20 protein-coding genes are annotated in these 13265 nt (G+C 62.3%); 14 read left to right on the top strand and 6 right to left on the bottom strand.

Going from position 1 to position 13265, the window contains the following annotated elements; genetic code table 11:
- Positions 1-16: 16 nt before the first annotated feature.
- The gene (locus AB0H22_RS03870) at positions 17-835 is read left to right on the top strand and encodes a DUF3298 domain-containing protein (RefSeq protein ID WP_358144912.1); all 819 of its coding nucleotides are present in this window, start codon (positions 17-19) and stop codon (positions 833-835) included.
- Here the strand turns inward: AB0H22_RS03870 and AB0H22_RS03865 are convergent, their stop codons facing one another.
- A complete protein-coding gene (locus AB0H22_RS03865; protein WP_358144910.1) occupies positions 836-1858 on the bottom strand; it encodes an NAD(P)H-dependent glycerol-3-phosphate dehydrogenase in 1023 nt (340 codons plus the stop codon).
- A 34-nt stretch (positions 1859-1892) separates the two neighbouring features.
- Between AB0H22_RS03865 and AB0H22_RS03860 the strand changes: the two genes are divergently transcribed.
- A complete protein-coding gene (locus AB0H22_RS03860; protein ID WP_358146041.1) occupies positions 1893-2951 on the top strand; it encodes a TIGR03617 family F420-dependent LLM class oxidoreductase in 1059 nt (352 codons plus the stop codon).
- Here AB0H22_RS03860 and AB0H22_RS03855 read toward each other — a convergent pair.
- A complete protein-coding gene (locus tag AB0H22_RS03855; protein ID WP_180748766.1) occupies positions 2948-3586 on the bottom strand; it encodes a LysE family translocator in 639 nt (212 codons plus the stop codon). The two genes, AB0H22_RS03860 and AB0H22_RS03855, sit on opposite strands and share 4 nt — an antisense overlap.
- A gap of 12 nt (positions 3587-3598) precedes the next feature.
- Positions 3599-4090: a YajQ family cyclic di-GMP-binding protein gene (locus AB0H22_RS03850; RefSeq protein ID WP_180748765.1), complete on the bottom strand. Its 492-nt coding sequence runs from the start codon at positions 4088-4090 to the stop codon at positions 3599-3601.
- A gap of 268 nt (positions 4091-4358) precedes the next feature.
- Between AB0H22_RS03850 and AB0H22_RS03845 the strand changes: the two genes are divergently transcribed.
- A complete protein-coding gene (locus AB0H22_RS03845) occupies positions 4359-5495 on the top strand; it encodes a tyrosine-type recombinase/integrase (RefSeq protein ID WP_358144907.1) in 1137 nt (378 codons plus the stop codon).
- Here the strand turns inward: AB0H22_RS03845 and AB0H22_RS03840 are convergent.
- Complete coding sequence (locus AB0H22_RS03840; protein ID WP_358144905.1) at positions 5492-6040, bottom strand: pentapeptide repeat-containing protein; 549 nt, start codon at positions 6038-6040, stop codon at positions 5492-5494. The two genes, AB0H22_RS03845 and AB0H22_RS03840, sit on opposite strands and share 4 nt — an antisense overlap.
- A 551-nt stretch (positions 6041-6591) precedes the next feature.
- On the opposite strand from AB0H22_RS03840, the gene AB0H22_RS03835 reads away from it, so the two are divergent.
- Positions 6592-7368, top strand: a complete 777-nt coding sequence (locus AB0H22_RS03835; RefSeq protein ID WP_358144903.1) for an alpha/beta hydrolase — start codon at positions 6592-6594, stop codon at positions 7366-7368.
- On the opposite strand, the gene AB0H22_RS03830 is transcribed toward AB0H22_RS03835, so the two are convergent.
- Positions 7346-8059 carry a helix-turn-helix domain-containing protein gene (locus AB0H22_RS03830; RefSeq protein WP_358144901.1) on the bottom strand — a complete coding sequence of 238 codons (714 nt, stop codon included), beginning with the start codon at positions 8057-8059 and terminating at the stop codon, positions 7346-7348. The two genes, AB0H22_RS03835 and AB0H22_RS03830, sit on opposite strands and share 23 nt — an antisense overlap.
- 198 nt (positions 8060-8257) lie before the next feature.
- Between AB0H22_RS03830 and AB0H22_RS03825 the strand changes: the two genes are divergently transcribed.
- On the top strand, positions 8258-8992 hold the full coding sequence (locus AB0H22_RS03825; protein WP_358146039.1) for a hypothetical protein: 735 nt from the start codon (positions 8258-8260) through the stop codon (positions 8990-8992).
- On the opposite strand, the gene AB0H22_RS03820 is transcribed toward AB0H22_RS03825, so the two are convergent.
- A complete protein-coding gene (locus AB0H22_RS03820) occupies positions 8970-9371 on the bottom strand; it encodes a hypothetical protein (protein WP_358144899.1) in 402 nt (133 codons plus the stop codon). The two genes, AB0H22_RS03825 and AB0H22_RS03820, sit on opposite strands and share 23 nt — an antisense overlap.
- Positions 9372-9507: 136 nt before the next feature.
- Between AB0H22_RS03820 and AB0H22_RS03815 the strand changes: the two genes are divergently transcribed.
- From AB0H22_RS03815 to AB0H22_RS03775, 9 genes are all read left to right on the top strand, one after another.
- Positions 9508-9816, top strand: coding sequence for a Cro/Cl family transcriptional regulator (locus tag AB0H22_RS03815; RefSeq protein WP_358144897.1), 309 nt, complete (start codon positions 9508-9510; stop codon positions 9814-9816).
- 190 nt (positions 9817-10006) lie between these two features.
- On the top strand, positions 10007-10768 hold the full coding sequence (locus tag AB0H22_RS03810; RefSeq protein WP_358144895.1) for a phage antirepressor KilAC domain-containing protein: 762 nt from the start codon (positions 10007-10009) through the stop codon (positions 10766-10768).
- 104 nt (positions 10769-10872) lie between these two features.
- Positions 10873-11145 (top strand): hypothetical protein, encoded by a 273-nt coding sequence (locus tag AB0H22_RS03805; RefSeq protein ID WP_358144893.1) that lies wholly within the window; start codon positions 10873-10875, stop codon positions 11143-11145.
- Positions 11142-11435 carry a hypothetical protein gene (locus tag AB0H22_RS03800; RefSeq protein WP_358144891.1) on the top strand — a complete coding sequence of 98 codons (294 nt, stop codon included), beginning with the start codon at positions 11142-11144 and terminating at the stop codon, positions 11433-11435. Before AB0H22_RS03805 ends, AB0H22_RS03800 begins: the two co-directional genes overlap by 4 nt.
- On the top strand, positions 11435-11758 hold the full coding sequence (locus tag AB0H22_RS03795) for a hypothetical protein (RefSeq protein WP_358144889.1): 324 nt from the start codon (positions 11435-11437) through the stop codon (positions 11756-11758). The genes AB0H22_RS03800 and AB0H22_RS03795 overlap by 1 nt, the downstream gene beginning before the upstream one ends.
- Positions 11758-12015: a hypothetical protein gene (locus tag AB0H22_RS03790; RefSeq protein ID WP_358144887.1), complete on the top strand. Its 258-nt coding sequence runs from the start codon at positions 11758-11760 to the stop codon at positions 12013-12015. Before AB0H22_RS03795 ends, AB0H22_RS03790 begins: the two co-directional genes overlap by 1 nt.
- Positions 12012-12221 carry a hypothetical protein gene (locus AB0H22_RS03785; RefSeq protein ID WP_358144885.1) on the top strand — a complete coding sequence of 70 codons (210 nt, stop codon included), beginning with the start codon at positions 12012-12014 and terminating at the stop codon, positions 12219-12221. The genes AB0H22_RS03790 and AB0H22_RS03785 overlap by 4 nt, the downstream gene beginning before the upstream one ends.
- The gene (locus AB0H22_RS03780; protein WP_358144883.1) at positions 12218-12367 is read left to right on the top strand and encodes a hypothetical protein; all 150 of its coding nucleotides are present in this window, start codon (positions 12218-12220) and stop codon (positions 12365-12367) included. Before AB0H22_RS03785 ends, AB0H22_RS03780 begins: the two co-directional genes overlap by 4 nt.
- Positions 12364-13257 (top strand): YqaJ viral recombinase family protein, encoded by an 894-nt coding sequence (locus tag AB0H22_RS03775; RefSeq protein WP_358144881.1) that lies wholly within the window; start codon positions 12364-12366, stop codon positions 13255-13257. The genes AB0H22_RS03780 and AB0H22_RS03775 overlap by 4 nt, the downstream gene beginning before the upstream one ends.
- Positions 13258-13265: the final 8 nt, after the last annotated feature.

The following is a 13265-nucleotide window of genomic DNA, read 5'->3' as shown; positions in this document are numbered from 1 at the left end:
GGATAGATTGGATTGCATGCGTCTCTGGTATCTGTTGTTGGCCGTCGCGTGCGGTGTCGTTCTCGTCGGTTGTGACAAGGGAGAAGCGCCCAGAGCGGCTCCCGCCCAAGAATCCACCTCCTTAGCCACCCCCACCTCCTCAGCCGTCCCCACCGCGACGGTCGACGCTGCCGCCGCCCAGTCCGCCTGCCCCAAACACGGCGGCCGCTGGGATGCCGAAGAGGGCTGTGTCATCGACGAGGTCACTCCGCAGGCCACCCAACACCTGCTCATCCCCGTCCAGTGGGATTCGTCGTTCCCTGAGCTGCAAAAGGCCGTTGACGCGATGGTGGCCGATATCCGCGCGAACTTCCGCGGGTCCCTTGAGCGGGCCGGGGCTCCGCCCGAGGGCAAGCCATGGGCACTCAAGGTCACCTTCGACGCGTATCAAGGCAAGGGTCTGCATCCGTCCGACGGGGTGAGGTTCACGGTCACCGAGGCATTGGGCGGATACCACCCGAGGTTCGCGTACCGCACCCTCGTGTTCGACCGCACCACCAAACAGGCTGTCAGCTTCGGTGCCCTGCTGATCGACCCGGCCACCGCGCTGCCCAAGATCTCCGCGCTGGTCCGTGCCGACCTGCGCGCGCGGCTCCGCGGCGTGGGAACCGAATTCGTGGACACCGGAACGGCTCCGGAGGAGGGCAACTTCCAGGACTTCGCGCTCGACGGCGATGAACTGGTGTTCTGGTTCGAGCCCTACCAGGTCGCTTCCTATGCGGACGGGCCGATAGAGAGCCGGTTACCGCTGTCCACACTGCGCGGTGTGGTGAAGCCCGAGTACCTGCCGGCCTGATCAGAATCCGGTGCCGTGCACCTCATGGCCCGGCGTCGCTGCCATCAGGCCACGGTAGGCCTGCTCCACCGTGGAGCCGTGGTTGATCACCCCGTCGACCTCGCGAGCGATCGGCATCTGGATGCCGTACTCATCGGCAAGGGTCATCACCACCGATGATGCCTTCACACCCTCGGCAACCTGGTTCATCGCCTGGATGATCTCGTCGATGGTCTTGCCCTTGCCGATCTCCTCACCCACGTGTCGGTTGCGGCTGCTGGCACTTGTACAGGTGACGATGAGGTCGCCCAGGCCCGCTAGGCCCGGGAATGTCTCGGGGTTACCGCCCATGGCCACACCGAGTTTCGTCATCTCCCGCAGTGCCCGCGCAATCACCATGGCGCGGGTGTTCTCGCCGATCCCGATCGCATAACCCATACCGGTGGCGATGGCGAAGACGTTCTTGAGCGCGCCCGCCATCTCCACGCCCACCACGTCGTTGGTGCTGTACACCCGAAAACGCGAAGTGCGGAAAAGCTCGCCCAGCCGGTCCGCCTGGCGCTGATCCGGCATCGCGACAACTCCGGCGGCCGCATATCCGCGGGCCACCTCCTTGGCGATATTGGGCCCGGCAAGGATGCCTGCCGGATGCCCGGGCAGCACTTCCTCGATGATCTGCGACATCCGCATCCGTGAACCTTGTTCGAGGCCCTTCACCAGCGAGACGATCGGCACCCAGGGACGCAGTGACTGCCCGATCTCCGCGAGTACCTCACGGAAGCTGTGCGAGGGAACCCCCATGATCACCACATCGGCCTGCTCGATGGCCTCGTGCAGATCAGAGGTGGCGCGCAGAGTTTCCGACAGCTCCACCTCGTCGGTGAGATACCGCGAATTGCGGTGGCGCTCATTGATATCGGCGACAGTCTCCGGCGAGCGGGCCCACTGCAGGGTAGGGGTTCGCCGCGCCACGATCGAGGCGACCGTGGTGCCCCACGATCCGCCACCGAGAACGACCACTTGCGGTTCACGACGTACTGCCATGCTCGCCAGGGTATGGGCCGCGTGCGTCTCGAATATGGACTTCGGCAATATGGGTGCGGTGCTGATCGATGTGACGCTCACGACCGGGTTGTCCACCATGGCTGCCGAAGCCGCCGAGGCCGAGGGGGCGGGATATGCAGGCATCTGGACATTCGAGGGTGCGCACGACCCGTTTCTGCCACTGCTGCTGGCCGCCGAGCACACCCGCGAGGTGACACTCGGGACATCGATTGCGGTGGCCTTCGCGCGGAATCCAATGCTGTTGGCCAATATTGGCTGGGACCTGCAGGCCTACTCGGGTGGCCGATTCATCCTCGGGCTCGGCACGCAGATCAAACCGCACATCACCCGACGGTTCGGCATGCCGTGGAGCAGTCCCGCCGCGCGGATGCGGGACATGGTGCTCGCGGTGCGCGCCATCTGGCAGTCGTGGCAGGAGCGTGGACGTCTGGACTATCGCGGCGAGTTCTACCAGAACACCCTTATGACGCCGATGTTCATGCCGGATCCGGCCGAGGTGAGCGCCTTTGGCCCCCCACCGATCTGGCTGGCCGGTGTGGGCGGCCAGATGACCGAGGTGGCCGGTGAGGTGGCCGACGGATTCATGTCCCACCCGTTCTGCACGCCCGAGTACCTTGCGCAGGTCACGCTGCCGGCACTGGGGCGGGGTCTCGAGAAGTCAGGGAAATCAGGAAAGACGCTCGCCGACATCCACATCCATCACTCGCCGATGGTTGTCATCGGGTGCGATGAAGCCGAGCTGGCCCGTGCACGTGCGGCGGTACGCAAACAGCTGGCCTTCTATGGGTCGACACCCGCCTACTGGCCGATCCTGGAATTGCACGGCAGGGGAGAGGTTGGCCCAAAACTGAAAGAGCTTTCCAAACAAGGCGAATGGGACGCCATGACCAATTTGATCGACGACGAGTTTCTCGACGCCGCCGCCGTCACCGTGACCGATGCCGATCAGGGCGCGCGCGAATTGCAGGAGCGCTACGGCGATCTGGTGCACCGGTTGGGCTTCAACACCCCGTACCGACCCGACCGTGGACTGCTGGCCGAGCTGCGCACTGCCTGCGTGCGGGCCCGCTAAGAGCGGGCGCCCGAGACCGCCACACCTGCGCCCAGGCCGACGATCATGAGGCCTCCCGCGCCGCCCACGGCCTCCAAGCGCCGGGGTGAACGGGCGAACCAGTTGCGCGCGGTGCTGGCGAGCAGCGCCCACAGACTGTCGGAGACAAGAGCCATCGCAACGAACACGATGCCGAAGACGAAGATCTGCATCGGCACCGAGCCCGCGGCCGGATCGGCGAACTGTGGCAGCACGGCGGCGAAGAACAGCGCAGTCTTCGGGTTGGTCATGCCAACGATGAAGCCCTGTCGGAAGACTCGCTGCCGTCCTACCGCGGGCTGGGTTGCGTTCAATGCCTCGATAAGTGACTTGCGGTCCCGGAATGCCTGCACACCGAGGTAGATCAGGTATGCCGCACCGGCTAGCTTCACGGCTGTCAGCGCCCATGAGGAGGCTGTCAGCAGGGCGCCCAGCCCGGCCGTCGCCAGCACCACGAAAACCGCAGTGCCCGCCGTATTGCCGAGGACGCTCATGAGGCCCGAGCGGCGGCCCAGGCTGAGTGAACGGCCGATGGAAAACAGCACGCTTGGGCCCGGAATCACGATGAGGGCGTACGCAACGATCACGAAGCCGATCAGGTGGCTTGTGGAAATCACCGGACCATCGTCTTACCGGTAGTTCACGAACTGCAAGGCAATATCCAGGTCGGAACCCTTCAGCAGCGCCTGAACGGCCTGCAGATCGTCACGCTTCTTGCTCGAGACCCGGATTTCCTCGCCCTGTACCTGCGACTTGACACCCTTGGGGCCCTCGTCGCGGATGAGCTTGTTGATCTTCTTGGCGTTCTCGGTATCGATGCCCTGCTTGAGGGTTCCGGTGAGCCGGTAGACCTTGCCGCTGGCCTGCGGGTCGCCCGCGTCGAAGGTCTTCATGCTGATATCCCGGCGGATCAGCTTCTCTTTGAAGACGTCGACGGCAGCCTTCAGGCGCTCCTCGGTGGAGCTGACCAGCTCGATGGCCTCGTCACCCTTCCACTCGATGGTGGTATCGGTGCCGCGGAAGTCGAATCGGGTGGCCAGCTCCTTGGCGGCCTGGTTCAGCGCGTTGTCGACCTCCTGACGTTCGAACTTGCTCACGATGTCGAATGATGAATCCGCCATGGCTGCTCCCTCTTTCTGGTCCTCGTATGTTCCGTATCCAGTCGGTTTGCGTTGGCACGACCCTATCGTTGTATCCTGCATCGTCTGATAAGGCGGGTTGCCCGAGCGGCCAATGGGAGCGGACTGTAAATCCGTCCGAATGGTAGCATGACCAGTAGGTTAAGCGCACTACCTGCGAAAACAAGATTCCAGCGGAAGTATGCATACGTATTCCTAGGCCAGCGTAGGCTACAGTTTAGGCTACAGTTCCGATTCAGAAAGTTTGCTGATGCAGCGAAGAACCCGCGGTGACGGCGGCCTCTACAAACGCGGTGACGGAATGTGGATCGGCGTCGTGGAAATCCCCACGCAAGACGGGCTCCGCAAACGAAAAACGGTCTCATCCAAGGACCGCGGCAAGGCCATGAATAAGCTGCGTGAACTGCGCCGTCTAGTCGAGGCCGGCCGCGTGCCGGTGGCCACCAACACCACAGTCGAGCAATGGGTCACTCACTGGCTCGAAACCATCCAGGGGCCACGCGTGCGCCCGAACACGCTGGAGTCCTACTACGAGCCCGTCGTGCGAATTCACCTGGTGCCCCACCTGGGACATGTGCGGCTGGACCGGCTCACCCCGGCGCAGGTACGGGCCATGCTCACCGCGATAGGACCGGTCTCGACCCGCAACGCACAGAAGGCGCATCAGGTGCTCGGCAAGGCGCTGGCTGACGCCGTCAAAGAGGGCATCCTCGCGCGCAACGTTGTCGATGTGGTCGACAAGCCCGATCACGTCGCAGGGGAAGTCGACCCGTTCACCGTTGACGAGGCCAAGCAGATCATCACCACCGCTTTCGCGATCGGTGACCGGCTCGCCACGATGTGGGTGATGCTGTTCTTCACCACCGCGCGCCAAGGTGAGGCGATCGGCATGGAGCTCGACCGCTGCGACATCGAGGACGGCGTCTTTCGTATCACCTGGCAGCTCCAAGACCGGCCCAAGAAGATCAAGCCGGGGTTCGAGTACCGCGACTGCACCGAGGGCTTGATCTGGACCCGGCCTAAGTCCAAGCGTCGGAACCCGCCCATGACCGAGCCAGTGTGGAAGATGATGCGCCAGCACGTCGACAACATGACGGGGCCGAACCCTCACGGGTTGGTGTGGCACCACCCTGACGGGCGCCCCATCTCGCCGCACGATGCCGATAACGCCTGGCGCGCACTCATCGACGCGTCAGGGGTGCGGTACCTCTCGATGCACGCCACACGGCACACCTCTATCACCCTGCTCAACAATGCGCGCGTCACTCAGGAGACGCGCATGTCGATATCCGGTCACTCCACAGTGAAGGCGCAGGAGGGGTACGTGCATTCGGATATCGAGGCTGAGCGCGCCGCGCTGTCGAACCTCAATGAGCTGTTGGGCTAACGATCAGAGTCTGAAGAATCGACTTCGATCGTTGCCGTTTGAGGCACCATGCGTGCGATCCTGTCGCTGCCCATTTCCGCGACGAACCCTTCTGGCCACGTGGTGTTGTTGTCGGCGACAGTTCCGTCGACAATCGTGTTGTGCATTGACGCTTTAGTGAAGTCAGCAAGTCGTACATCTGCGCGGGATAGGTTCGCCGCGTCGAGAAGCGCGCCTTTGAATTCGGTGCTGTATAGGTTCGCATCCTTCAATACGGCGCCGGTGAAATCGACTCCAGCCAAGAGTGATTCGGACAGATCGGCCCCACGCAGGTCGAGGCGTAACCTGCCTGCCCACGCACCTGTTTTACCGTGTGGCCCTCCGCGTTGGCACGCGACCTGCAATCGGCTGATTATGGCATCGTTGACGGCCGCTTCCTCTTCCTGTTGAGACTTGGTGAGGGTTTGATCAAGGTGGCTCGTCTTCTTGAGCTGTGCGCAGAGGATGCTGACGATCGTGTCGCACTCGTCGTGTTTGTCGCGGCCGATCTCGCCTAGCTGGGCCATGCGTTCGTGGTGTCGAATCCACTCGCTAGCGAGTCCAGCAAGCGCGTTCACACCGGCAAGACGAACAGCGAAACCCTGATCCGACCCGAGTTGCCCCGCTGCCTCGTTGTATCGCTTCCACAGCGCGGCTTCGATATCTTCACGCCGATTCCGTTCGGTGAGTTCACCCTGTGCCTGAAGCGTCCGCGCGGCGCCGGCAGACGCCATAGTCGCCACGACAATGGCACCCAATGCAGTCGGGACCGACCCCACCCGATCCCCGACCCATCCCCATACCAGCGAGGCGGTGACGAGACCAATTGTCCCGCCGCCAGCGACAACTGCGACGCCGATCGAGCTCCAGAACCACGCCCGGAGCCCAGGCAACGCCTCTGACTTTGGGCTACTGGACGTTTTCGATTTTCCCGCCATGTATCCCGCTCCCATGGTCATGTGGTGAGGGGAATGTACGCCTTGGGTACGGACTACCGCTCGGGATTGCGGCGACGTGCCGGCGCGCGCCGACCGCGATTTCGCACCACGGAACGCGACCAGTGGGGCAGACTTGGCGCGTGCCGAACATCGAGGTCAATGGCCAATCGATCCATTACACCGATAGCGGGGGAGACGGCCCTGTAATCCTGGCGACGCATGCGACCCTGATGGACGTCGTTTCGTTGGACAAGCTGACCCGGCGCCTGCCGGGCAGAGTGATCGCGTTCGACCTGCGCGGCCATGGCCAAACCGTCTACGACCAGCAGCCCTATGACTACCTCGATGTGGCGCAAGACGTCCTCGGGTTGATGGATCATCTTGGCGTAGAACGCTTCACGTTCCTCGGTGAGGGGCAGGGCGCCGTGGTTGCGCTACGCACCGCGCTCGCCGCGCCCGATCGGGTTGAGCGGCTGATTCTGATCGGACCCACCGCCGATGCGGCATCGATCAGCGAGAACGCTGCACTTGATGCGTCGATGGACGTGTGGTGCACGCTCGGCCCGGACCCGGAGGTGTACTTTCTGGTGGCCGAATACGCGACTGGGACACCCGAGGACGCTGCGGACCTGCTCGACCGTTGGCAGGCTTCGGCTTGGCGCGACTACCGTCCCGCCGCGACGGCACTGGCCACGCGCCCACGATTCGTCGACGAGCTCCACGCCATTGCCTGCCCGACGCTGATCGTCCATGGCAATGGCGACTTTTATGTGCCCATTGAATTCGGGAAAGAGGTTGCCGAAAATCTCGGTGGCCCAGTGGCGTTCGTCGAGCTGCCCACCGAGCGTCAGGCCATCACGGTCGCGTTCGACCCGCGGGTCGGTGATGCGGTGATCAGCTGGCTTGGCGATCGATAACCACGCCGAACAACAGAAGGCCGTCGTGCATCGCGGATCGCCATGCCCGCATGTCTACCGTGACGATGTCCTCGGTGTCGAGGTCGCGCAGTACCCATGGGCGTGTTGCGGGGTCGATCGGGATTATCTGTGAATCCCATTGCCGCTTAAACACTTTGATCGGCATGAGGCTGCGAACAACCGACTGTAGACCGAGGTCGGTCGGTGCCGTGGCCAGGCCGAATCGCAGCAGGCCGACGCACCACTCGGATGTTTCGTCCCAGTTCTGGATGACGTCGAGCGCCTTTGTGGAGTGGTAGTGCCAGTGCACCAGGTTGGGCGTGATCCACACGCCTTTGAACAGCCGCATGAATTCGTCGTTCGCCTCTTCGACGGTCCACGCTGCGCTCATCCAGGCGGCCGGGTGGGGGTTGACGGCCTGCAGGTATTTGCGCATGTCTGGCATTGGCGTCGCGGTCTCTGCGGTCATCTTGCCCCCGAGTGCATAGAGGTAGTGCGTTTCCCATGACGATAGTCCCAGCGTGTGCGCGATGGCTGTGAGTGCCGTGGCTGGCGGTGTGTGGCTGTTGGTCTCAACCTGTCGCATCCACGATGCCGAGTAGCCGGTCAGGGTCGCAAGTTCCCGTTGGCTTGTACCACGTCGGGCGCGCGCTGCACGCAGGAATGACCCAAGATCATTGCCCGTGAACACGCAAGAAACGTAAACACTTTTGGCCTTGACCAGCAACACGGCGCGGTGATTTGCTGTTGTTCCCCAGTTGTTCACGGGAGGGACTGAGAGGTATTGAGCACCTGGGCAATTGGCGATCACTTAGCCATGGACCCTGTGTTGTTCTTGACTTCTGATTTCGTCAGCCCTTGCTTGTCCGCTCCGCCAGGAGGTTTGTCGATGCATGCTGCTCTCATCACGTTCACGGTCGTCACTATCTGCTGGTCGCTGTGGATACGGCGGGTGACGTGGACGCGGCGGATGGAAGTTGCTGCGACGCTCAATATTGCTTTGCAGGGCGCTGCGGTATTGCTAATGTCGCCGCTGGCCTCGCGCACGGTAGGTGTCAGACTGCACGCGCTCACCGGCTGCTGGAACCTCGAAGACTTGTTTGCACACGATCTCTACGTCGTGGCCGCCTCGGCGATCGTCTATCACATGCTCCTGCGCCTGGATCAACACCAGCTGATGCGCCGTTTCAAGCTGCACGTCGAGCTTCCCGCGACGATAAGCCTGCCAATCATGATGGCGCTGTTCACGTCCGGGCATGGGGTGCAGGTCTATCGTGCCGACTTTTTTCGGACTCCTACCGATTGGTCGCTCAGCGTGTATTGGTGGCTCACGTGCGGCACCCTGATCTACCTGCTTGGGTACAGCATCTGCGCCCTGATACCGATATGGCGGGAGCCATCGATCCGCGGACTGTGCGTCGCCTACATGCTGTCGGCCGGCGCGGGGGTGCTGGCATGCGTCGCGCGCATGGTGACAGCGCTTCTGCCTGCAGCGATGCAAGACACCGCGGCGGCGTCGCTGGTCGTATGGGCGCTGGCCTGCGCATGCGGTGCCGGGTTCGCAGCAATCGCGGCGCACTCATGGCTGACCAAGGATCGAGTTACGGAGCCGGTGTCGTCTTAATGTCGAAGGTGTCCCGATGAACGGGCGTGCTCTTACGTGACCGCGTTTTAGTCATGGTGCGGCTCTGCGCTTTTGGGCCATCCTCTGCACCTCTGGTGAATCCTGGGAAGCCTGGTTGTGGTCCGATGATGCCGAACTCAACCTGCAAATTGATATACCCATCGTCGCCGAGCTGGAAGTGGGCGGCGATCTGCCTCAGTTCCTCTGCATTGGGGAAGTCGTCGGCGTCCCTGCGACCCGTCGTCCGGTTGTCTCCGCGATATTGAAATGGGCTGAGTCCAGCGGCTTCATGGACCTCGGTCACGCGGACATCGGCCCCGACAATCTCAGCTTGCAAGAACGTCTTGAGGTCGCGCCCTCTGCGATCGGTTCTCGGCACGCCCGAATGATATCCCGGATTTCCGGAACTCGTCAATTGAGCTGACGTGCGGAAACGCGGGACACGCCCCGTCAACAAGAGTGACTTTCCGGGAAATAATGCTGGAATTCCGTAAGTCAGTGCTAGTGTTCCAAGTGTGAGTTACGGACTCGAATGGCTCCCCCAGGGAGTCCAAAACACCTTGGCTGTCAACGGAATTGAGACAGTCGCCCAACTTTCCCGAGAGATCAAAGTCAGCAGCTCTGTCGTGTATGAAGCCTTCGACAAAGACTGGAAAGGGCGAGCCACACCGACCCTGATCGACGCCATGTGCCAGACCTTCGGTGTTCCCATGCACCAGCTCGTCGTCGAACCCATGACCAAGGTCAAGCGTCGGCCCGCCATCACCAGTGGCCGGAAGCGGCGAGCTTCGGTCAGCGGGACAATCTCGGGCGGCGTCCGATGAATGAGTCGACACGCCCTGTTGGGGCACTCGATAGTGTCAATGCCGCTGCCTACCTGGGCGTCTCCCGAGACACCATCGACCGCGAAAAGAATGCCGGCCGCATCTGCCCGAGGTACGTCGGGCGCAAGCCGATCTATCCGATCGAAGAGTTACAGCGCTATTTGGCGGATCTCCCATCGGAGCCGAGGTCATGAGCGCGGTCGTCTCGTCATTCGACACTGGCCGCAGGCCGTGCCCCCAAGGTGGCGAGGATCGCTGGTCGGCCCGCTGGCTCATGGATCAGATGGGGTACGACAAATGGCAGAACTTCGAGCAGGTCATCGAGCGTGCCAAGGTCGCATCTCATAACCAGGGCTTCAACGTGCGCACCCTTTTTACTGCCGTCAGTAAGAAGGGTGACGGCAGGCCGCAGACCGACTACCTCGTGACCCGATTCGCCGCATACCTGATCGCCATGAACGGAGACCCCCGTAAATCGGAGGTTTCCGCGGCGCAGCACTATTTCGCGGTCAAGGCGCGCGAGGCTGAGGTGGCAGTCCCGCTCACCGACGACGAGTTGATCCATCGGGCGCTGTCCATCACCGCGCGCCGCGTCGAGGCATTGACCGAACGTGTGGCCGAGCTGGAGCCCAAGGCCGAGGTCGCCGACAAGCTGCTGGACGCCGCCGGGGATCTGTCGGTGCGCGACGCCGCCCAAGCGCTCACCCGCGCCGGGATAGAGGTCGGTGCCACGCGTCTGTTCGCGGAACTGGAGCGCCGCGGATGGATCAGGCGCTCTGGTGAGGACGGCCGATACCGGGTGCTCCAGTCAGCCATCGAAACCGGATACATGTCGGTGCTCCCGCAATCGCACGAACACCCGAAAACCGGCGTGCGCGTGCTCGATCCGCCGCAACCGCGCGTCAGGCCGAAAGGCATACAACGGCTACTTGCCGACTACGCCTGGAGCTGAAAGTCGTTCTACCACAACTAAATATGAAGGGCGGTGCCGATGGTCCAACCGCCAAGTCATTCCATCGGCACCGCTTCCAACACCAGCCTACAAGGAGGCCGGGCATGTCCCACCGTATATCCACTCCCGACGCCATCGTGCGACACGCATTCTGGACCGTCGCATTCCTCGCCCTGATCTACGCGTTGGTGGCGCTCTCCGCGCATCGGTACGGCCAATTCGCTGTCGTCATGGCGCTGTTCGTCGCCGCGACGCTCATTGACCTCCGCGTGCACCGTCGCGGCCGGTACCGCGACCGCTCGGCGGTGCTGCTGTTCGTCGCCGTCCCGGCCATCGTGGTCTCCGCACTGTTCGCACAGGTCGGGGTGACTGCATGAGGATCAACGTCTACAGCCAAGAGCTGCTACTCGGAGACGATGACGACTCTCGGGATGAGCCCACCGTCGAACTCGTTGAACAGGACTCGAACACCGGAATCCTTTACAGCGCAGTGCGTTTGTTCCTCCACAGCTCACATCGTTTGCATCATCCTCCCGAAGACGACGACCGCAGCGCCATCACGTTCTGGTTGCCGAAGTCACCTGTACGTCGGGAGCGACTTGCGAGACAGTTCGAAGCCCTCGCCGAGATTGCGCGCAACTCTCACCCCGAATCGGGGTTGGACTGATGAACGAGATCAAGGTAATGCAGATCGTCATCGATCCCGAGACGGTCATCGGAATGCGCGAGCAGCTGGACTTGATCACCCAAGCCGACAGGCTCACAACCAAGTTGCTCGACAAGGGCGCCGAGCCGGTCGACATCATCGACGCTCATGTGGACGCGTGGATCGGTGCCGCCATCAAGACAGGGCTTGATCCGTCGACGCTCTTGCCAGTGGCCGGCTGGGAGCCAGGGTTCGGCATTGAGGCGGAGCATGCGCTCGTCGACTTCTTCACCGACCGTGACTCGCGGGAAGCATCCAGCGCCGTGCTCAAGGGCGGTGCGTGATGCAGATTCCACTACCGCCCGCGCGGGTCAACGTTCCCTTGGTGGCCGAGACTCTGGACGCTCAAGTAGAGGCGATCCGCTGCGACAAGATCAGGTGGCAGTCCTCGCAGGGAACCGATTTCGTGCTCACGCACGGCGACGTTCTGCTGATGGCGCAAGGTCTCTGGGTCGACGGTGATACCGGCTGGCTTGTGCACGTGCTGACCATGCACGCCATCGCAGTATGCCGCCTGGCTGGAGTCGAGGTGCAGGCATGACGTGGCGGCAGATATCCAAGGCCGAGAAAGCTCGCATTGATCGGGAGGCCATCGGCGACATGCGCCAAGCCGCCCGGCTGTTACAGAAAATCTCCCGAACCTACGGGGAAGACCCAGTTCATTTCTCGTGGAACGCGTTCGAGCTGCTGGTCACTGCTGGCATCAAAGAGGCGGAACTCGCGGGAGAGATCAAGGTGCCCGCATGACCGTCCTGTCATTGCCCACCTCTAGATCAGATGAGCTGCTGCTCAAGGAAATTGCCGAGCGGATCGACAAGACGCATCCGTTCTCGGCGATCCAACTACGTGCAGTCGCCGAACGGGTGCAGAGAGAATTGAGGTCACGTCGATGATCGAGCCCGGATCGCTCGAGTGGCTGAGCGTGATCACCCCAAGCAAGGTGCCGTCAATCCTGCTGGACCAGAACGGGAACACCATTTCGCGCTGGAAATCGCAATACACCCTGTGGCACGAAATGGCCGGCATCATCGTCCCCGCGCCGATCTCCAAAGCACGCCAGGACGATTTCGACTACGGCCACGCCTGCGAGTTGGCCGCCCGCGAGTACTGGAAGTTCAAGAATCCAGGCTGGCGTATCTCGCAGGGTGAGGTGCAGATCTCGAATCCCGATCTGCCGTTTCCGAACCTGGCGACGATCGACCTACGTGGCTCACGCGGTGCTACACGCCGCGTCGTCGAGGTGAAAACGGCGCGTGATCTCGGGGAGTTCGGGGACGACGGCAGTGGGGAGATCCCACGCGACTATGCCGCTCAGATCCTCATGCAGATGTTGATCACCGGATGGCATGAGACCGCCGATCTCGTGTGCTGGGCACAGTACGGGAAGCCGCGGATCTATCACGTCGAATGGGACGCCGAGATCGCGCAGATAGTGATACAGCGTTGTGTCGAGTGGATGGAATCGCTTGCTGCTGGGAAGAAACCGGCACTCGATAACACGATATCTACGTACGAGACCGTTCGGGCAATGCACCCGGACATCGACAAGGGCGATGAGGCTCAGCTCGATATCGACGATGCGATCGAGATCTTGGCAGCCAATGTCGATCACAAGGCCAGCGAGGAGCGGTTGCGCGGCCTTAAGACTCGGTTGCTCGACCACATGGGCCAATCCCAGTACGCCATGGTCGACGACATAAAGATCGCCGACCGGCGACCGGCCGCGCGTGGGTCTGTCGCGCTCGTGCTCGCAACCAAGAACCTCGAACAACTCACCGACTAGTAAGGACT

The sequence above is a fragment of the Mycobacterium sp. NPDC050853 genome (assembly GCF_040653875.1).
Classification (GTDB): domain Bacteria; phylum Actinomycetota; class Actinomycetes; order Mycobacteriales; family Mycobacteriaceae; genus Mycobacterium.
Note: the sequence above shows the minus strand (reverse complement) of the source record. Positions and strands in the feature narration are given on the sequence as shown.